The 18,741-nt window shown below is 71.4% G+C and carries 15 protein-coding genes and 1 tRNA gene; 11 read left to right on the top strand and 5 right to left on the bottom strand.

Features of this window, described 5'->3' with window-relative positions; genetic code table 11:
• Positions 1-281 precede the first annotated feature (281 nt).
• From FNH09_RS15585 to FNH09_RS15605, 5 genes are all read left to right on the top strand, one after another.
• A complete protein-coding gene (locus tag FNH09_RS15585; RefSeq protein WP_152888235.1) occupies positions 282-1,568 on the top strand; it encodes an ABC transporter substrate-binding protein in 1,287 nt (428 codons plus the stop codon).
• Positions 1,569-1,585: 17 nt separating this feature from the next.
• On the top strand, positions 1,586-2,548 hold the full coding sequence (locus tag FNH09_RS15590; RefSeq protein ID WP_162468625.1) for an ABC transporter permease subunit: 963 nt from the start codon (positions 1,586-1,588) through the stop codon (positions 2,546-2,548).
• Positions 2,545-3,453 (top strand): carbohydrate ABC transporter permease, encoded by a 909-nt coding sequence (locus FNH09_RS15595; protein WP_152888239.1) that lies wholly within the window; start codon positions 2,545-2,547, stop codon positions 3,451-3,453. Before FNH09_RS15590 ends, FNH09_RS15595 begins: the two co-directional genes overlap by 4 nt.
• A gap of 11 nt (positions 3,454-3,464) precedes the next feature.
• Positions 3,465-4,073, top strand: a complete 609-nt coding sequence (locus tag FNH09_RS15600; protein WP_152888241.1) for a hypothetical protein — start codon at positions 3,465-3,467, stop codon at positions 4,071-4,073.
• Positions 4,074-4,267: 194 nt separating this feature from the next.
• On the top strand, positions 4,268-7,006 hold the full coding sequence (locus FNH09_RS15605) for an exo-rhamnogalacturonan lyase family protein (RefSeq protein ID WP_152888243.1): 2,739 nt from the start codon (positions 4,268-4,270) through the stop codon (positions 7,004-7,006).
• A 37-nt stretch (positions 7,007-7,043) separates the two neighbouring features.
• Here the strand turns inward: FNH09_RS15605 and FNH09_RS15610 are convergent, their stop codons facing one another.
• Together FNH09_RS15610 and FNH09_RS15615 are read right to left on the bottom strand one after the other, a co-directional pair.
• Positions 7,044-7,523, bottom strand: coding sequence for a nuclear transport factor 2 family protein (locus FNH09_RS15610; protein WP_152888245.1), 480 nt, complete (start codon positions 7,521-7,523; stop codon positions 7,044-7,046).
• Positions 7,524-7,608: 85 nt separating this feature from the next.
• Positions 7,609-10,002 carry an SCO7613 C-terminal domain-containing membrane protein gene (locus FNH09_RS15615; RefSeq protein WP_238426696.1) on the bottom strand — a complete coding sequence of 798 codons (2,394 nt, stop codon included), beginning with the start codon at positions 10,000-10,002 and terminating at the stop codon, positions 7,609-7,611.
• Between the two features lie 103 nt (positions 10,003-10,105).
• Here FNH09_RS15615 and FNH09_RS15620 point away from each other — a divergent pair, with 103 nt between their 5' ends.
• Together FNH09_RS15620 and FNH09_RS15625 are read left to right on the top strand one after the other, a co-directional pair.
• Entirely contained in the window at positions 10,106-10,552 is a 447-nt protein-coding gene (locus FNH09_RS15620; RefSeq protein ID WP_152888249.1) for an SRPBCC family protein, read from the top strand.
• Positions 10,553-10,591: 39 nt separating this feature from the next.
• Positions 10,592-10,663 (top strand) — tRNA-Val (locus FNH09_RS15625).
• 101 nt (positions 10,664-10,764) lie between these two features.
• On the opposite strand, the gene FNH09_RS15630 is transcribed toward FNH09_RS15625, so the two are convergent.
• Positions 10,765-11,490, bottom strand: a complete 726-nt coding sequence (locus tag FNH09_RS15630) for a 3'-5' exonuclease (RefSeq protein WP_152888251.1) — start codon at positions 11,488-11,490, stop codon at positions 10,765-10,767.
• A 168-nt stretch (positions 11,491-11,658) separates the two neighbouring features.
• On the opposite strand from FNH09_RS15630, the gene FNH09_RS15635 reads away from it, so the two are divergent.
• The 3 genes from FNH09_RS15635 (at position 11,659) to thrS (ending at position 15,515) form a co-directional block, all read left to right on the top strand.
• Positions 11,659-12,225 carry a DUF4365 domain-containing protein gene (locus FNH09_RS15635; protein WP_152888253.1) on the top strand — a complete coding sequence of 189 codons (567 nt, stop codon included), beginning with the start codon at positions 11,659-11,661 and terminating at the stop codon, positions 12,223-12,225.
• On the top strand, positions 12,222-13,439 hold the full coding sequence (locus tag FNH09_RS15640) for a hypothetical protein (protein ID WP_152888254.1): 1,218 nt from the start codon (positions 12,222-12,224) through the stop codon (positions 13,437-13,439). The genes FNH09_RS15635 and FNH09_RS15640 overlap by 4 nt, the downstream gene beginning before the upstream one ends.
• Positions 13,440-13,538: 99 nt before the next feature.
• A complete protein-coding gene (gene thrS / locus FNH09_RS15645; RefSeq protein ID WP_162468626.1) occupies positions 13,539-15,515 on the top strand; it encodes a threonine--tRNA ligase in 1,977 nt (658 codons plus the stop codon).
• A gap of 11 nt (positions 15,516-15,526) precedes the next feature.
• Here thrS and FNH09_RS15650 read toward each other — a convergent pair whose 3' ends face one another.
• Complete coding sequence (locus tag FNH09_RS15650; RefSeq protein ID WP_152888258.1) at positions 15,527-16,204, bottom strand: potassium channel family protein; 678 nt, start codon at positions 16,202-16,204, stop codon at positions 15,527-15,529.
• A 67-nt stretch (positions 16,205-16,271) separates the two neighbouring features.
• Between FNH09_RS15650 and FNH09_RS15655 the strand changes: the two genes are divergently transcribed.
• The gene (locus FNH09_RS15655; protein WP_152888259.1) at positions 16,272-16,832 is read left to right on the top strand and encodes an HIT family protein; all 561 of its coding nucleotides are present in this window, start codon (positions 16,272-16,274) and stop codon (positions 16,830-16,832) included.
• A 94-nt stretch (positions 16,833-16,926) separates the two neighbouring features.
• Here FNH09_RS15655 and FNH09_RS15660 read toward each other — a convergent pair whose 3' ends face one another.
• Complete coding sequence (locus FNH09_RS15660; RefSeq protein WP_152888261.1) at positions 16,927-18,582, bottom strand: hypothetical protein; 1,656 nt, start codon at positions 18,580-18,582, stop codon at positions 16,927-16,929.
• Positions 18,583-18,741: the final 159 nt, after the last annotated feature.

An 18,741-nucleotide genomic window follows, 5' to 3' on the forward strand; every position in this document is an offset into this window, starting at 1 on the left:
AGTCCCCCCTGAGCCCCCGCCGTACCGTCGGCTTCCGGCCGGTCCGCGCCGGGGCGTGCCGCCCCGCCCCCTGTCGGACCGGCCCCGGCGGTCCCACCTGCATCGTCGGCTCGGCCGGTACCGCCCTCGGGGCTCCCGGGTCGCGGGGTCGCCCAGGGCGCCCCGGAAGAATTTCCTGTCCGAATCATTGACGCACCCTCAACCCCTCCGTAGCTTGTGGCAGCAAGCGCTTACTTGAAACGATTCATGAGCGGCAACGACGCTGCGGGGAGGGCCCGACTATGGGAACCGGGAATGTTGAGAGGCGCACGATCCTGAAGGTGGCCGGAGCCTCGATGGCCACGCTGGGCCTCGCCGCCACGACCGGCTGCGGCGGTGACAGCGGCACGTCGGCCGACGGGACCGTGACGATCCGTTACTCGTGGTGGGGTGCCGACGAACGGGCCAAGAGGATCAATCAGTCCATCGCGCTCTTCGAGAAGAAGTACCCGAAGATCAAGGTGAAGACCGACTTCCAGGACTACGCCTCTTTCTGGGAGAAGTTCCAGACGCAGGCGGCCGGCGGAAATCCGCCGGACGTATTCCAGAACGCCGTCGGATTTCTTCGGAAGTACGACAAACGCGGCATCCTGATGGACCTCAAGTCGCAGATAGACGCGGGCAATCTGAGCCTCGACCACTTCCGCGCCGGAGTCACCAAGGTGGGCGAGGTCGACGGCAAGCAGCTGGGCATCCCGGTCGGGTCCAACACCATGGCACTGGTCGTCGACAAGAAGGTGCTCGCGAAGGCGGGCGTCGACCCGCAGCCGGGCTGGACCTGGGACGAGTACTTCAAGGCCCTGAAGACCATCCACGACAAGACCAAGGTCCCGGGCGACACCGGCTACTTCGGCATCATGTACCTGTACGACCTCTATCTGCGGCAGAACGGCAAGGCGTTCTTCGACAAGGACGGGCTCGGCTTCGAGCAGACCGATCTGACGGAGTGGTGGACGGACGGCTACAACCGGGTCAAGGCCGGGATCATCACCTCGCCCAAGACCGTCGAGCAGGACAAGCCCAAGTCGTCCCTCTCGGCGGGGCACGCCGCCTGCGAGTTCACCTGGGACAACTTCACGGTCCGCTACTCGGCGGAGGGTACCAGCGAGTACGGCCTCGCCCCGATCCCCACGACGGACGGCAAGGACACCGGCCAGTACCTCGCCTCCCTGATGCTGAGCGCCTCGGCGCGCACCCAGCATCCCAAGGAGGTCGCCCAGTTCATCGACTTCATGGTCCACGACCCCGAGGTCGGCAAGATCATGGGCTACGACCGGGGTGTCCTGGCCACCACCGACCAGTTCGACGCCTACAAGCCGACCGACGCCGTCGGCAAGGAGATCGCGCAGTACGAGCAGGACACCGCGGCGGCGGGCGTCCTCGGGGCCATCACCCCGCACCCGTCCGGCGCCGACACGGTCGAGGCCGCCTTCCTGCGCATCAGCGGCGACATGGCCCAGGGCAAGACCAAGGTCTCCGACGCCGTGAAGCAGTTCTTCTCCGAGTCCGAGGCCGCCTTCCAGGCCTGACCTGATTGGGAACACCCGTGACGCTCGTCAAGGACGCCCCGCCGGCCCTGCGGAAGGCCCGCTCCGCAGCCCCCGCCGTACGCCGGCGGGGGCGCCGGGAGAATCTCGCCGGCTACCTGTTCATGTCCCCGTGGATCGCGGGCTTCCTGCTCCTGACCGCGGGCCCGATGGCCGCCTCGCTGTACTTCGCGTTCACCGACTACAACCTGTTCACCAGCCCCAGGTGGATCGGCTTCGGCAACTTCACCCGGATGTTCGACGATCCGCGCTGGCAGAAGTCGGTCGAGGTGACGGCCAAGTACGTCGTCATCGGCACCCCGCTGAAGCTGCTGCTGGCCCTCGGTGTCGCTCTGCTGCTCGCCCAGAGCCGGCGCGGCCAGGCCTTCTACCGGGCCGCGTTCTACGCCCCGTCCCTGATCGGGGCGAGCGTGTCCGTCGGCTTCGTATGGCGGGCGATGTTCTCCGACGGCGCCGTCGTCGACCAGGGCATGTCGGTGTTCGGCGTCCACGTCGGCGGCTGGGTCGGCAACCCGGACTGGATCCTCTACTGCCTGGTCGCGCTCACGGTCTGGCAGTTCGGCGCCCCGATGGTCATCTTCCTGGCCGGCCTCAAGCAGGTGCCGAAGGAGCTGTACGAGGCGGCGGCGATGGACGGGGCCGGACCGTTGCGCCGGTTCTGGAACATCACCCTGCCGATGATCTCCCCGGTCCTCTTCTTCAACGTGCTGCTGGAGACCATCCACTCGTTCCAGATCTTCGGCTCCGCCTACGTCGTCTCCAACACCAGCTGCGGTCCGGCCGACGCCACGCTCGTCTACACCTGCTACCTCTACCAGCAGGGCTTCAAGAACGCGCAGATGGGCTTCGCCTCCGCGATGGCCTGGATGCTGCTGCTGGCCGTGGCCCTGGTGACGGCCGTCCTCTTCTGGTCGCAGAAGAAGTGGGTGCACTACGAGAACGACACGGAGGACACCCGATGAGCGCCGCCGCCCCGCCGACCGCCGCCCGGCCGACCACCGCCCCCGTCGCGCACCGACCGGCCGCGACCCGCCGCCGGGCCGGCTCGCTGGTCTGGCACCTCGGCTCCCTGCTCGTCCTCGCCGTCGTGCTCTACCCCGTCCTGTGGGTGATCGGCTCGTCGTTCAAGCCGAGCAAGGACATCCTGGGCAGCCTGGAGCTCTTCCCGGCCAAGCCGGTCATGGACAACTTCACCGGCCTCGCCGACGGCATAGCGGATGTCTCGATCTGGTCGTTCTTCCAGAACTCCCTCTTCTACGCGCTCGGCGCCGTGGCCGGTGTGCTGATCTCCTGCTCGCTGACCGCGTACGCCTTCGCCAAGATCAGGTTCGCGGGCCGGAACCTGCTGTTCACCCTGATGATCGGCACGCTGCTGCTGCCGTACCACGTGCTGCTCATCCCGCAGTACGTGATGTTCCAGAAGATGGAGCTCATCAACACCTACGTGCCGCTGCTGCTGGGCAAGTACCTGGCCACCGAGGCGTTCTTCGTCTTCCTGATGGTGCAGTTCATGCGCAACCTGCCGAGGGAACTCGACGAGGCGGCCCGCCTCGACGGCTGCGGCCATCTGCGGATCTACTGGTCGGTCGTGCTGCCGCTGTGCCGGCCGGCCCTCATCACCAGCGCGATCTTCACCTTCATCAACGCCTGGAACGACTTCATGGGCCCGCTGATCTACCTCAACGAACCCGGCAAGTACACCGTCTCGCTGGGCCTGACGATGTTCCGCGACTCCGACGGCCTCGCCTCCAACTACGGCGGGCTGATCGCGATGTCGCTGGTGGCGCTGCTGCCGGTGCTGCTGTTCTTCCTCGCCTTCCAGCGGTACCTCATCGACGGTATGGCGACCTCCGGACTGAAGGGCTGAACGGTCCCACCATGGCCGAAGCACGGGTGAAGGCACGCAAGGAGCACAAGGAGTCCCCGCTCGCCGAGCGGTTCGGGGTGTTCGCCGAGTGTCTGCTCACCGGCGTGTGGATCGCGGTGGCCTCGCTGGGCGTGGTCACCGCCCCCGCCGCGTTCGCCGCCGGGGCGAGCCATCTGCGCCGCCGGGTCCGCCACGAGGTCGGCGGGCTGAGGGAGTTCGTGGCCGACCTCGGCGCGGCCCTGCCCGGCGGCGCGCTCGCCGGGCTGGTCTGGTGGGCGGTCGTCGCTGCGGTCTGGGTCGACGTCCGGGCCTCTCGGGCCGGACTGCCCGGCGGCCCGCTCGTCGGCGCGGCCGGTCTGGCCGCCCTGATCGGCCTCACCGTGGCCGGACTGCGGGCGGCGGCGGTGTGGACACCGGGGGCGCGCTGGCGCTCACTGGTGGCCGCGGCCGGCCGTCGTACGGTGCTCGACCCCGCCGGATCGTTCGTGATCGTCGGCGGACTGGCGGTGGTGGTCCTCTCCGGCTGGTTCACCGCGCCGCTCGCCGTACCCGTCCTCGGCGCGGTCGCGGGGGCCGCGGTCGCCGTGGAAAAACGCCGGGAACGCCACCGGCCCCACTGACACACCATCGACCCCACTCGCGCACCATGGGCCCCACCCGCGTGCCACCGATCCCACCCGCGCGCCACGGGCCCCGCTCAGGTGCCACCGGCACCACCCGCGTGCTACGGGCTCCGCACCCCGCCCCGCCGCACCCTGCTCTGTCATGCCCCTGACCACCCCCTGCATCCGCACGGCAAGGAAAGGCTGCATCCATGTCTCCCATTCCCCGCAGGTCCGTCCTGAAGGCGGCGGCCGTCGCCGGCGCCGCCGCCCAGTTCAGCTGGGCGCTCGGCAGCGGCACCGCCCAGGCAGCCCCGGCCGCGTCGGCCGCCGACGACGATCCGGTGACGCTGGACTGGCTGGAGGACGGCGGCCTCGGCGCCGCTCCCGGCTCCACCCTCGGCGTGCCCTGGCCCATGGGCACCTACCAGGAGGACCAGACCTTCGCGCTGACCGACGCCGACGGCCGGTCCGTTCCCGTCCAGTCCTGGCCGATCGCCTACTGGCCGGACGGTTCCCTGAAGTGGACCGCGCACGCGGTCGCGGAGGGAACCGGCAGACTCACCCTCGCCGCCGGGACACCCGCGCAGGCCGGGAAGAAGGTGACCGTCGACCGCAGCGGCGGCACCGTCGCCGTGTCGACCGGGGTGATCACCGCGCGGATCGGCACCTCCGGAACGACGCTGATCAAGTCCGTCACCCGCGGCTCGACGGAGATCGCCGGCAACGGCCGCCTCGTACTGATCCGCCAGCCGGAGATCGAGGACGAGGACCAGGGCTCGGTGAAGACCGAGCGCTTCGAGAGCGTCATCGCCGAGGTGACCGTCGAGCAGGACGGCCCGGTCCGCGCGGTCGTGCGCATCGACGGCAAGCACCGCAAGGGCAGCCGCAGTTGGCTGCCGTTCTCGATCCGCCTCTACTTCTACGCGGGCGCCGACTCCTTCCGTATGGTGCACACCATCACGTACGACGGCACCCAGGAGCCCGGCAAGGCCGGCGGCGACTTCATCCGCGGCCTCGGCGTCCGCTTCACCGTGCCGATGCGGGACGCGGCCTACGACCGCCACATCCGGCTCGGCGGCGAGGGCACCGGCCTGCTGCGCGAGGCCGTCCAGGGCATCACCGGCCTGCGCCGCGACCCCGGCGCGGCCGTCCAGGCCGCCCAGTACGCCGGCCAGAAGCTGCCCGACCCGTCGACCTGGGACCAGCGGGTGACGACCCGGCTCCAGTACATCCCCGAGTGGGGCGACTACACGCTCTCCCAGTTGTCCGCCGACGGCTTCACGGTCCGCAAGCGCACCAAGAAGGGCCACGGCTGGATCGGCGCGGGCGGCGGCCGACGCGCCTCCGGGTTCGGCTACGTCGGTGGCGCGAGCGGCGGGCTCTCCTTCGGCCTGCGCGACTTCTGGGAGAAGTACCCCGCCCAGCTCGACATCCGCGACGCCCAGACCGACGCGGCCGAGGTGACCGTCTGGCTCTGGTCGCCCGAGGCGCAGCCCATGGACCTGCGCTTCTACCACGACGGCATGGGCCAGGACACGTACGCGGAACAGCTCGAAGGCCTCAACATCACCTACGAGGACTACGAGCCGGAGTTCGGCACCCCGTACGGCATCGCCCGTACCTCCGAACTCCTTTTCTGGGCCAACGAGTCGACCCCCACCCCCGAGCAACTCGCCGCCCAGGTCGAGGCGGTGCGCGTGCTGCCCCAGCTCGCCGCGCCGCCGAAGCAGCTCATCAAGGCCAAGGTCTTCGGCCCCGGGCTCTACTCCGAGCCGGACCGCTCCACCCCGGCCAAGGCGAAGATCGAGGACCATCTCGACTTCCTCTTCACCTATTACAAGGACCAGGTGGAGATGCGCCGTTGGTACGGCTTCTGGGACTACGGCGACATCATGCACACCTACGACACGGTCCGGCACGTGTGGCGCTACGACGTCGGCGGCTACGCCTGGGACAACTCCGAGCTGTCGCCCGACCTCTGGCTCTGGTACGCCTATCTGCGCTCCGGCCGCTCCGACATCTTCCGCTTCGCCGAGGCCATGACCCGGCACACCGGCGAGGTCGACGTCTACCACCTCGGCCAGTGGGCCGGCCTCGGCACCCGCCACGGTGTGCAGCACTACGCCGACAGCGCCAAGCAGCAGCGCATCGCCAACACCACCTACCGGCGCTTCTACTACTTCCTCACCGCCGACGAGCGGGTGGGCGACCTCATGCACGCCAACGTCGACTCCGACGAGACGTTCCTCGTCCTCGACCCCAACCGCAAGGTCCGCACCGACCCCTACACGCCCGACCGGCACGCCCTGTCCATCGGCTTCGGCACCGACTGGAGCGGCCTGGTCTCGGCCTGGCTCACCGAGTGGGAGCGCAAGGGTCCCAAGTGGGAGAAGGCCAAGGCCCGCGTGCTGTCCACGATGGAGGGCATCGCCGCCCAGCCCAACGGCTTCGTCCAGGGCAGCGGCCTGTACGACCTGGACACCGGCAGGTTCGCCGTCGCCACCACCCCCGTCGTCGGCGTCTCCCACCTGTCGGCCGTCTTCGGCCTGAACGAGCTGTGCGCCGAACTGATCCACCTCACCGACATACCGGCCTTCAACGCGGCCTACTACGACTACTGCCGCTACTTCAACGCTTCCAAGACCGAGCAAGCGGCCCGGTACGGCACCAACTTCGGCACCCTGCTGCTCTTCCAGGGCCACTCCCGCCTCGACGCCTTTGCCGCCGTCCAGACCGGTGACGCGGCGCTCGCCCAGCGGGCCTGGGCGAAGTTCTACAACTCCGACGGCTACACGGAGTCCTCGCCGTGGAAGACGGAGCAGCTCAGCGGCCCGGTCACCCTGGTCGCGGGCAGCGAGGCCGCCTGGGTGTCGAGCAACGACACGGCCCTCTACGGCCTGGCCGCCATCGAGAACCTGGCCCTGCTCGGCGACCGGATGCCCGGCTGACCGTGGCGGCCGCTGTCGGGCCCGACCGGGAGCGGCCTTAGGGCGTGGGGACTGGGGCCAGGTCGGCCGGCAGCTGCGGGGGAGGGCCTTGGGTCCACACCACCCGCAGTGCCGCGGCGGAGATCCGCCAGCCGTCGGCCGTCCTGACCAGTTCGGTGTCGGTACGGCCGGCCGAGACGAAGACGCTGCCCGAGCCGTCCGCCAGGACATGGGTGCTCAACAGGGCGCCATGGACGGTGGCCCGGGCACCGTCGACCTCGATGACGGGGTTGGTGCCCAGATGCACGGTCCGGTCGAACAGCGCCATTCCGCGCCGTACCTGTGCCGTCAGGGCGTCACGGCCGTGGACGGTGCCGATCGGCATCTCCGCGGTGACGTCCTCGGTGTGGAACGCGCGGGCCCACTCCTCGTCGAAGACCCCTTCGTCCAGCGAGCGCAGATAGCGGTCCATCCGGTCGGAAATCTCGGCGCGGTCGGTCAGGGCCCGCAACTGCCGCTGCATCTCTTCGATGTCCATGGGGGAAGACTCCTTCCTCAAGCGCGCTTGACGTCAAGGTGTCTTCTCCGGGACCGGCCGGCTGAGCGTGGCCGCCCGGACAGGCTCAATCCATCCGCCCCAGCACCTCCCGCACCCGCCGGACATCGCGGATCCGTCGCTCGTACGTCGCGCCGAGTGCGAGCAGCAGGAGTCCGGCGAGTGCGGGAGGCACCCAGCGGGGCAGCGCACCGGCCATCTGGGCCAGGTACGGGGCGAGTTCGTGCAGACAGTCCAGGACGAGCGTCGCACCGCCCAGCACCAGCGGCGCCTTGAGCCGGTGCCGGGCGCCCACCACGGTGACCAGCAGCGCGGCCGCGCCCAGCAGCAGCGGGCGCGTCGCCTGCGGGTCGCCCCACACGGCGGCGAGGCTCGGCAGCAGCGTGGCGCCCAGTCCGGGCCCGTACGCCGTCCAGGAGGTGACCGACGGATCGCGGCGCCTGCGCAGGGCGCCCACGCACAACGCCGGCACGGTGACCGGCAGCGCGTAGGCCTCCGGGGCGCCGACGCCCCAGGACGCCAGCCGCACCCAGGCGGCCAGGACGAACAGGGCCGCCGCGGCGCGGCCCACGGGACGGCGGTCGGCGCGGACCGCGGTGGCCGCGGCGATCACGCCGGTCAGCGCCAGCACCAGGGCCAGGAACGCAGGCTCGGTGACGGCCAGGCCCACGGCGAGGAGTGCGGCGGCGGCGCCGGTGACCTCGACCGGCACCCTCGCCCCGGACGTGCCGGGCCGGACGGCGAGCAGGGCGGCGAGCCCGGCCGCGGCCACCGGGACCACGAGGACCAGCAGGGCCGTGTACCGCGTCGGCCAGTCCGCCGCAGCGCCGGTCGCGCAGGCCAGCGCGGCCGCCTGGACGAGCGCCGCCGGAGCGGTGACCGCGGTCGCCTCCCGGCGCCCCGAGGCCGCCGCGAACAGCACGGTCAGCACGGACAGCACGGCCAGTGTCGCGGTCTCGGTGGCGAGGGCCAGGAAGGCGAGCGAGAGCGAACCGGCCACGGCGAGGACCAGGGCGGTCAGCCGCACAGGTGCGAGCAGACGTCCGGAGGCCACGGCCGCCAGCGCGGCCGCCGTGACGGCACCCTGCGCCCACAGACCGGCGGCGTAGGGGAGCGCGAGGACCGCGGGCAGGGCGAAGGCCGTGCCCCAGGCCAGGACCAGCGCTCCGGCCAGGGCGCGCGGGCGTCGGACCTCGTCCCGCACCAGCATCACGAGCACGACGGCGATAAGCGCCGGGGCGATCAGGAGCTGCGGCGCGTGCGCGGGCCACGGCAGGTCCGCCGTCACCGCGGCCCGGGCGTCCGCCGGGGCGCCCGACCAGACCCGCCCCGCCCGGCCGAGCGCACCGGCCGACGTGACGGCGACGACCGGCAGTGCCGCGGCGAGCGCCACCCCTTGCACGGCGCCGGAGGCCCGGAGCAGGCCGACGCGCACCGGCTCGGGGAGGCGGCCGCGCGGCGCCGCCGACAGCGCGAGACCGCAGAGCAGCCAGGCGGGCACGGTCCAGCCGTCGGGCAGCAGCGTCCGCAGCAGGCCGCCGCCGGCCGCCACCAGCAGCAGCCCGCCGACCGGCGCGGCCACGAGGGCGACCGACGGCAGGCGCGCCTGCCAGGCGGCCCCCAGCGCGATCGCCGCGGCGAGACAGAGGAGCGCCGCCGCACGGGCGGCGGCGCCCGGACCGGTGGCCGTCCAGGACAGCCAGCCGGCCGCCGACGCGCCCCAGGCGCCCAGGCCGCACGCGCCGCCGAGGGCGACGTACCGTACGGGCCGGGTGGCCGCCCGCAGCGCCACGACCGTGTCCGCCCCGGCCGTCACCAGCAGCGCGGCCGTCACCCCGTACGCCCCCGCGTCGACGGCGATCGCGCCCAGCAGCAGCGGGAGTTGGGCCGCGGCCAGGGCGGCGGGCAGCGGCAGGCGCAGGGCGTCCAGGGCCCGGCCGTACCCCGCCCACAGCGCGGCCAGCACCGCCGACGCGAGCGCCGTGTACGCCGTGCCGTCGATCGCCGTGAGACCGGCCTCGTGCAGCGCGTACGCGTCGAGCGCGGTCAGCGCCACCCCCAGGCCCGCCACGGACTCGGCCGTCGACCGCAGACCGCGCCGCAGCAGCGCCACCGGCGCCGCCAGCACGGCCAGGGTCAGCGCGCCCAGCACCGCACACCGTCCGGTCATCCCCAGGTGGCCCCAGCTGACCAGGGTGAACACCATCGCGGCCAGGGTGAGCAGCACACCGCCGAGCAGCAGCAGCGCGTTCTGCACCCCGGGAGCGGCGGCCTCCGGCCGGGGCGGCGCCACCGGCGGCCGCCAGTCGGACCGCGGGGCTGTGTCCGGTTGCGGATCCGGGCGCAGGACGGTCAGCAGCCAGGCGCGGCGGGCCAGCAGCTGGGCCCGGCGGGCGTCCAGCCGCCACAGCTCGGCGTCGAGGAGCCGCAACTCCTCGGCGGGTGGCGGAACATGTGTCATGTCCGGGAGTGTGGCCCGTATCACGCCGTACGGCATGAGCGTGGGTACTCAGGCCGTACTCAGATCCCGGGAGAAACCGTCGGGGGCCGGGCAGACTCCGGACATGGACTGGACCCACTACCGCTTCCGCAGCCGCTGGACCCTGCCCGCGCCGCCCGCGAGCGTCTACGCGGCGCTGGAGCGGGCCGACCACTACCCCCGGTGGTGGCCGCAGGTCCGCGAGGTGACCCGGCTCGACGACGCCACCGGCGTCATCCGCATCCGCTCGCTCCTGCCGTACGACATGACGTTCACGGCGCGCGAGGTGCGGCGCGACCCGGCGGCCGGCGTCCTGGAGATCGCGATGTCCGGCGACATCGAGGGCTGGGCGCGCTGGACGGTCACCGCGCACGGCGACGGCACCCTCGCGCACTACACGCAGGAGGTGGCGGTGAACAAGCCACTGCTCAGGCGGTTCGCCGTGCCGGGACGGCCCGTCTTCCGCGCCAACCACCGGCTGATGATGCGCGCCGGACGGCGCGGGCTCGCCGCCCATCTGCGCGCGGTTTGAACGAAGCCCGCGGTGCCCTGTATGGTTCAGTCCGTTCCCGGGCGATTAGCTCAGTGGGAGAGCGCTTCGTTCACACCGAAGAGGTCACTGGTTCGAACCCAGTATCGCCCACCGGGAAGGGCCGGTCCGTATCCGTACGGACCGGCCCTTTTGCATGCCGTCCCGATGCGTCCTGATGCGTCCCGACGCCGTTCGGACGCCGTGTGCCCCGCTCAGGCGGCGGCCGGCAGTTCCGGGCGCAGCGGCCAGGCCTGGTCCACCACCTCCTCCGTGCCGCTGCGCGCGAACCAGGCCTGGAGGCCGCGCGCCTGGGCCGCGTGCCAGCCCGTCTGGAGGGTGTGCAGCTCGGCGGGGGAGAGGCGCTCCAGCCGGGTCGCGAACCGGCGCCCGAGCGCCCGTACGACCTCCAGCGCGGCCAGCGCGTCCTCCGCCGCGTCGTGCGCGCCGTCCAGCGTCACGCCGTAGTGCGCGCACAGATCGGTCAGCGTGCGGCGGCCCTTGCGGTAGCGGTCCAGATGCTTGTCCAGCACCCGTGGGTCCAGCACCCGCAACGGCGTCGCGTCGAACCAGCGGTCCAGCGACGAGGCCCGGTGCCGGCGCAGCTCGCGGTCCAGGAGGGTCAGATCAAACGGCGCGTTCATCACCACCAACGGGCGCCCCGCGGCTGCCTGTTCGGCCAGATCCTCGGCTATCTCGTACATCACGGGCGCCGGCCAGCGGCCGTTGCGCTGAAGGTGATCCTCCGTCAGCCCGTGCACCGCCGTCGCCCCGGCTGGCACCGGCACGCCCGGATTCACCAGCCAGCGGCTCACCCGCGGCCGCATGCCCGGGGCGTCCTGGACGACGAGGGCGGCCGACACTATGCGGTCGGTCTCGACGTCCACGCCCGTTGTCTCGGTGTCGAACGCGGCCAGGGGCCCGTCGTACCAGTACGTCATAGGAACACAACTCCTCGTTCACCCACGGCAGGTGACGCACCTTCTTCTGCCTGTTTGGTGATACCCGGGCCGTTTGCGCCGTACGCCGGAAGGACACAACAGGAGTACGGGTCTTTGCAGTTCAGCGGCCCATCACGGGGAAAACTCTGGCTTGGAAGGCTGTTGGTCATGGCGATAGCGCAGCCCGAGCGGGGCGGGCTGCTGCCCGAACGGACGGCACCCCATCGCGGCACACTCGCCACCACCGCCTGCATGGAGACATTGCAGGTGGGGTATCTGCACGCGGTCGCCGCGGCCGCGGGATGCTCGTTGTCCCAGCCCTTTCCGGACAACGGCATCGACTGGCACGTCAGTCACAGCGCGCCCGGACACACGGTCGACGACGAGGTCACCATCAAGGTGCAGCTGAAGTGCACCTACCAGATCCGGCCGAACCCACCGGGCCGCTTCTTCTCCTTCACGCTCGACAACGACCACCTGGCGAAGCTCGCCCGCACGCCCGTCTCGGTGCACAAGATCCTGGTCGTGATGCTCGTGCCCAGATCCCAGGACGACTGGCTGCGCGCCAGCCACGACCGCCTGGACCTGCGGCACTGCTGTTACTGGGTCAACCTGGCGGGGGTGCCCGTCACCGGACGGCACCGCACCACCGTGCGGATACCGACCTCACGCATCTTCGACGACCGGGCGCTGTGCGAGATCATGACGCGGGTCGGGACGGGAGGCAGACCATGACGCACCGCCCCTTGGAAGGGACCCTGCGCCCTGTGCGGCCGCATCCCGAGGCCCAGTGGGAGGGCCCGCCTGCACCGGGCGAGGTGGACCCGGCCGTGCTCGGCGCCCTGCTGCGCCGGCACGGCTGGCAGCGGCGCGGTGGCGCCCCCGGGCGGTACGGGCGCTGGACGCCGCCCGGCCAGGGCGGCGCGGGCACGAGTCTGCTGGTGCCCGAGAGCCGCGCCTTCCCCGACAGCGACGACCTGCTGAGTGAAGCGCTCGTCGCGCTCGCCCGCAGCGGTACGCCCTCCGCGCGCGAGGTGCTGGTCGGGCTCACCGTGCCCAGCGACGAGATCCGCTGGTGGCGGGACGTGCCCAGCGGGCCCGCCGGAGCCGCGCCCTGGAGCGTGCAGGAGCAGTTGCGCTCCGGCGCCCGCCAGATGCTGCTGGCCTGCGCGCTCGCCACCCGCGCCCGCGCCGGCTACTACGGAGCCCGGCACCGGCGGTCGGCCGCCGCGCTGCTGGAGAGCGTCCTCGTCGGCTCGGCCGCCGAGGGCGGCAGCCTGACCGCGTTCGTGCCCGTCGCCGTCGCCCGCCCGCTCGCCGTCCGGCTGCACCAGGCGCTGTACGCGGCCCGGGAGGCCATCGACTACCAGCGCGCCACCGGCGGGATGGACGCCTTCGACGGAGCCGTCGAGGCGGGCGTCAGCCGTGAGCTCACCGAGGCGCTGATCATCCTGGTGCGCGGTGCCGAGGGCGCCCGGATCGCCGTGGACTGGGCGCCCGCGGCCGGCGTGCCCGAGGACTGCGCGGCCGGGGTCGAGCCCGTCGAGTTCTCGCCCGGCGACCTGCCGGTGCTGCGCGAGGCCGGGGCGCGCTACCTGCGCGAGGAACCGTCCGTACCGGTGCGGATCACCGGCACCGTGGAGCGGATGCGCAGGTCCGGACCTCGCGGCGAGGGGGCCGTACGGCTGCGGGTGATCGCCGGCGCCGAGGTCCCGCACGTCCGGCTGACCCTGGACGAGGAGGACTACCGCATCGCCGGACAGGCCCACCTGGTCGGACTGCCCGTGCGGGTGCACGGACGGCTGGAGAGCCGGGGCGGTTTCCGCCGAATCACCGGCGCCGGCGGGGTCGTACCGGTGCAGGTGGACGAGGCGGAGCGGGACCGGCTGATGAAGTCGCTCCAGGAGAACCTGGACTTCTTCGAGGAGGCGTGCACGGGCGAGGACTGAAGGTGACCGTTTCGCGGTCGGCGGGTCGGGGTCGGTACGATCCCAGTCATGCGCGCGCTCCCGTATGGCGCCGCACCCACCTTCAGTCAGGAGAGACCGGTGTCAGATGTCCGCGTGATCATCCAGCGCGATTCCGAGCGGGAAGAACGCGTGGTGACGACGGGCACTACGGCCGCCGACCTCTTCGCCGGCGAGCGCTCGATCATCGCCGCGCGCGTGGGCGGCGAGCTCAAGGACCTCGCCTACGCGGTCCAGGACGGCGAGACCGTCGAGGGTGTCGAGATCTCCTCCGAGGACGGTCTGAACATCCTGCGCCACTCCACCGCGCACGTGATGGCCCAGGCCGTGCAGGAGCTCTTCCCCGAGGCCAAGCTGGGCATCGGTCCGCCGGTCCGGGACGGCTTCTACTACGACTTCGACGTCGAGAAGCCGTTCACGCCCGAGGACCTCAAGGCCGTCGAGAAGAAGATGCAGGAGATCCAGCGGCGCGGGCAGCGCTTCGCCCGCCGTGTCGTCACCGACGAGGACGCCCGCGAGGAGCTCGCGGCCGAGCCGTACAAGCTGGAGCTCATCGGCATCAAGGGTGCCGCCTCCACGGACGACGGCGCGGACGTCGAGGTGGGCGGCGGCGAGCTGACCATCTACGACAACCTCGACGCCAAGACCGGCGAGCTGTGCTGGAAGGACCTCTGCCGCGGTCCCCACCTGCCCACCACCCGCAACATCCCGGCGTTCAAGCTGATGCGCAACGCGGCCGCCTACTGGCGCGGCAGCGAGAAGAACCCCATGCTCCAGCGCATCTACGGCACCGCCTGGCCCTCCAAGGAGGAGCTGAAGGCGCACCTCGACTTCCTCGCCGAGGCCGAGAAGCGCGACCACCGCAAGCTGGGCAACGAGCTGGACCTGTTCTCCATCCCGGAGCAGATCGGCTCCGGCCTCGCCGTCTTCCACCCCAAGGGCGGCATCGTCCGCCGGGTCATGGAGGACTACTCGCGCCGCCGGCACGAGGAGGAGGGCTACGAGTTCGTCTACACCCCGCACGCCACCAAGGGGAAGCTCTTCGAGACCTCGGGCCACCTGGACTGGTACGCCGAGGGCATGTACCCGCCCATGCAGCTCGACGAGGGCGTGGACTACTACCTCAAGCCCATGAACTGCCCGATGCACAACCTGATCTTCGACGCGCGCGGCCGCTCCTACCGCGAACTGCCGCTGCGCCTGTTCGAGTTCGGCACCGTGTACCGGTACGAGAAGTCGGGCGTCGTGCACGGTCTGACCCGTGCCCGCGGCTTCACCCAGGACGACGCGCACATCTACTGCACCCGCGAGCAGATGGCCGACGAGCTCGACAAGACGCTCACCTTCGTCCTGAACCTGCTGCGCGACTACGGCCTGACCGACTTCTACCTGGAGCTGTCCACCAAGGACCCGGAGAAGTTCGTCGGCTCGGACGAGGTCTGGGAGGAGGCCACCGAGACGCTGCGGCAGGTCGCCGAGAAGCAGGGCCTCCCGCTGGTCCCCGACCCGGGCGGCGCCGCCTTCTACGGCCCGAAGATCTCCGTCCAGGCCAAGGACGCGATCGGCCGGACCTGGCAGATGTCGACCGTGCAGCTCGACTTCAACCTGCCCGAGCGCTTCGACCTGGAGTACACCGGTCCCGACGGCTCCAAGCAGCGTCCGGTCATGATCCACCGGGCCCTGTTCGGCTCCATCGAACGGTTCTTCGCGGTGCTCCTGGAGCACTACGCGGGCGCCTTCCCGGCCTGGCTCGCCCCCGTCCAGGCGGTCGGCATCCCGATCGGCGACGCGCACATCGAGTACCTGGAGAAGTTCGCGACGGCGGCCAAGGCCAAGGGTCTGCGCGTCGAGGTGGACTCGTCCTCCGACCGTATGCAGAAGAAGATCCGCAACGCCCAGAAGCAGAAGGTGCCCTTCATGGTCATCGCGGGCGACGAGGACATGTCGGCCGGGTCGGTCTCCTTCCGCTATCGCGACGGCTCGCAGGAGAACGGCATCCCGTTCGACGAGGCCATCGCGAAGATCGCGAAGGTCGTCGAGGAGCGGACGCAGGTCTGATCCCGCAGACCTCAGGGGCCCCCGGAGCGATCGCCGCTGCGGGGGCCCTCGGTCTCTTCCGGGCGGGCGAACACCTGGAGCAGCCAGGAGGAGAACGAGCCGGTGACCGCGCCGAGCAGCGCCAGACCACAGGCCATCATGAACACCGCGATGGTCCGCCCCAGCGGTGTCACCGGCGCGACGTCCCCGTAGCCCACGGTCGACAGGGTGGCGGCGGCCCACCAGACCGAGTCGCCGAACGTCTTGATGGTGGCGTCCGGGGCGCCGCGCTCCTGCTGGAGCACGGCGAGCGCGCCCGAGAAGCCGAGCAGCAGGGACGACAGGCTCGCGTACGCCATCACCCGCAGGGGCAGCGGGAGCCGCGGCTGCCCGCGCCGACGCTGTACGGCGTCGTACGTCTTGACGACGCGCAGCGGCCGCAGCAGGGGCAGGAGCACGACCATCGTGTCCAGAAGATGCCGGTGCACGAAGCTCAGGCGCTGCCCGCTGATCCGCCAGCGCACCAGGTAGTCGGCGATGAACAGGGCCCAGGTCGCACCGGTCACCGCCAGACAGAGCGCATGCCAGAAGTCGGACAGCCCCTGGCCCAGCACGTGGACCGCGTACGAGGCCAGGAAGAGCAGCGATGCCAGCGCGAGCGGGAGCTCCGTGCGGTGCTCCCAGCGCAGCATGCGGTCGTCGTCGTCCATCGGGCCAGCTTCGCCCGCGACGCCTTTGCCCGAACCCCGCCGACACGCCGCGAACGGGCGAAGCCATATGCTGCTTTGCATGACGAGTGAGCCGGAACAGCAGATCGGAGTGGGGACGCAGGACGCGTTCCAGCGCCTGTGGACGCCCCACCGGATGGCCTACATCCAGGGGGAGAACAAGCCGACCGGCCCGGGGGCCGAGGACGGCTGCCCCTTCTGCGCGATACCGGCCAAGTCCGACGAGGACGGGCTGGTCGTCAAGCGGGGCGAGCACGTGTACGCGGTCCTGAACCTTTACCCGTACAACGGCGGCCACCTGATGACCGTGCCCTACCGTCATGTCGCCGACTACACGGACCTGACCGGCGCGGAGACCGTCGAGCTCGCCGAGCTGACCAAGCAGGCCATGGCGGCGCTGCGGGCCGCGTCCGGCGCGCAGGGTTTCAACATCGGCATGAACCAGGGCGCGGTGGCGGGCGCGGGCATCGCCGCCCATCTCCACCAGCACATCGTCCCCCGCTGGGGCGGCGACACGAACTTCATGCCGGTCGTCGGGCACACGCGGGTGCTGCCGCAGCTGCTCGCGGACACTCGCAAGATGCTGGCGGAGGCCTGGCCCACGGCCTGACGCGGGCGTGACCGCGCACCGACACCGCCTTCGTGCGGGCCCGGGAGGCCCGCGCGAAGGCGGTGTCGGTGGCTGAGGGCCCCACGGCCCGGGTCTACGCGTCGTACAGGTCGGCCTTGCGCGGCGAGGCGTCCTGCACCGCCGTGCTGAGGAACCCCGACCGCACCCCGAACTTCTCGATGTCCACGCCGTTCTCCTCCAGGGTCCGCAGCGCCGCGGCGTGCACCACCCGCAGCACCGGCGTCGCCGCGCGCAGCGCGTCGTCCGCCATGAACCGGTGCCGCCACGGCTGGTCCGCCCAGGCGTGGCGCAGACCGAACGGCTCGGGCAGGGCCACGCTCCCGCCGAGCCAGTTCAGCAGCGGCGGATACCAGGTGAGCGGGGCGCGCACGGCGAGCCGGACCACCTCGTTGGTGGTGACCAGCGGAAGCTTCACCGTGCGGGTCTCCCACGGCTTGAAGGACTTCGTGACCTCCTTGCTCGGCGCCTCCGGGGCCGTGGTGAACAGCCCGTTCACCGGACCGAGCGCGTGGCCGGTGACCTCGATGCGCAGCGTCGAGTGCAGCACGGTCACCGTGATCAGCATGGTGATCACCAGCTGTCCGTCCCACAGCGTCCACTGCACGCCCAGGTAGTGCCGGTCACCGGCGCCGAACTGCTGCTTGTTGCAGATGTCCTGTATGGCGTGCGACTTGACCTGGTACGCCTCCACGTCCGTGCCCTCGGGCCGGGACACCGCTTTGGCGTTCTCCCCGATCGGCGTGACGATCCAGTGGCGTATCGACGCCTTCGGGAAGCCGCCGGTGTTCAGCGGCCCGCGCTCCAGCATCCGCAGCTGGTCGTGGATCGACCGGATGACGTCCCAGCTGCGGAACGGGTGGATCTCCTTGGCGGGGTCGGCCGGGCGCAGGTCCTCGGCCAGCTGCCAGGACCCCCAGCGGGTGCCCATGCCGAGGATGCCCTTGGGGCCGGCGTAGAACACCGAGTTCGACTGCTGCTCGGCGCTCAGCTTGGCCAGCGACTGGCGCAGCCCCTCGGCCGCGGTCTCGCGGGGGCTGCTCGGCACCGCCTCGGGGACCTTCGCCCCGATGTTGCTGCCCGACAGCAGCCCGGCCCAGCGCCCCCGCAGGTCCTTGGCCGTGTTCTCGCAGATCCGCCGGGCCAGCACCCAGCCGACCACGGGCAGGATCACGGCCGCGCGGGAGTACCACGCCCAGAAGCCCGTGAACGGCATCCGGATGAGGAAGATCACGGCGAGCGCGCCGACGGCCACGAGCAGCGTGGTGGCCAGGGCGGAGGCGCGCCGGTCGTCGCGCTTGTCGATGTTGGTGCGGATCGCGAAGACCAGCAGCCACACCAGCAGCCCCGGCAGGAAGATCAGGCCGCACAGCACCATGACCGCGCTGAGCCGGTTGTCGCGGTCCCGGCGGATGTTGTTGGCGGCCAGACAGTGCTCGACGACGACCTGCGGCTCGGTGCCGAAGGACTGGATGAGCGGCTTGCGGCCGCTGCCCAGCATGCGGTCCACCACCGCCCGCGAGAACGCCTCGCCGAGGTTCGGCCGGAACAGGGAGACCTTGCCGGCCTTGACGGTCGACTGGTGCCAGTCGTTGTCCGCCTTGGTGATCTCCTCGACCGGGTTGTCCCGGTAGGCCGCCGACGCCAGCGCGAACGTGGCCGTCTGCCCCTCGTCGCCCGTACGCGGCACCTGTGGCCCGAAGATGTCGCCGTACCCGCCGTCAACGGTCATTACCGCCCCCCAACGCCGCCCGATCCCGCTCCTGCGGCCTTCCCGACTTCCCGGCCCCGCACACCTGTTGATCAGGTCATCAGCGTATCCGCAGGCGCGGACCTTCGTCGGCGGTCCGCCGAAGCGGGCCGCCGACGCGGAGGGGGGCATTCCAGCACG

Origin of the sequence: Streptomyces adustus (assembly GCF_009377175.1) — a bacterium.
In the GTDB taxonomy this organism is placed as follows: domain Bacteria; phylum Actinomycetota; class Actinomycetes; order Streptomycetales; family Streptomycetaceae; genus Streptomyces; species Streptomyces adustus.

Bases quoted from the DNA above. Each gene is read 5' to 3' on its own strand.
- FNH09_RS15585 (WP_152888235.1), top strand. From the start codon at position 282: ATGGGAACCGGGAATGTTGAGAGGCGCACGATCCTGAAGGTGGCCGGA.
- FNH09_RS15595 (WP_152888239.1), top strand. From the start codon at position 2,545: ATGAGCGCCGCCGCCCCGCCGACCGCCGCCCGGCCGACCACCGCCCCC.
- FNH09_RS15600 (WP_152888241.1), top strand. From the start codon at position 3,465: ATGGCCGAAGCACGGGTGAAGGCACGCAAGGAGCACAAGGAGTCCCCG.
- FNH09_RS15605 (WP_152888243.1), top strand. From the start codon at position 4,268: ATGTCTCCCATTCCCCGCAGGTCCGTCCTGAAGGCGGCGGCCGTCGCC.
- FNH09_RS15610 (WP_152888245.1), bottom strand. From the start codon at position 7,523: ATGGACATCGAAGAGATGCAGCGGCAGTTGCGGGCCCTGACCGACCGC.
- FNH09_RS15615 (WP_238426696.1), bottom strand. From the start codon at position 10,002: ATGACACATGTTCCGCCACCCGCCGAGGAGTTGCGGCTCCTCGACGCC.
- FNH09_RS15620 (WP_152888249.1), top strand. From the start codon at position 10,106: ATGGACTGGACCCACTACCGCTTCCGCAGCCGCTGGACCCTGCCCGCG.
- FNH09_RS15630 (WP_152888251.1), bottom strand. From the start codon at position 11,490: ATGACGTACTGGTACGACGGGCCCCTGGCCGCGTTCGACACCGAGACA.
- FNH09_RS15635 (WP_152888253.1), top strand. From the start codon at position 11,659: ATGGCGATAGCGCAGCCCGAGCGGGGCGGGCTGCTGCCCGAACGGACG.
- FNH09_RS15640 (WP_152888254.1), top strand. From the start codon at position 12,222: ATGACGCACCGCCCCTTGGAAGGGACCCTGCGCCCTGTGCGGCCGCAT.
- FNH09_RS15650 (WP_152888258.1), bottom strand. From the start codon at position 16,204: ATGGACGACGACGACCGCATGCTGCGCTGGGAGCACCGCACGGAGCTC.
- FNH09_RS15655 (WP_152888259.1), top strand. From the start codon at position 16,272: ATGCTGCTTTGCATGACGAGTGAGCCGGAACAGCAGATCGGAGTGGGG.
- FNH09_RS15660 (WP_152888261.1), bottom strand. From the start codon at position 18,582: ATGACCGTTGACGGCGGGTACGGCGACATCTTCGGGCCACAGGTGCCG.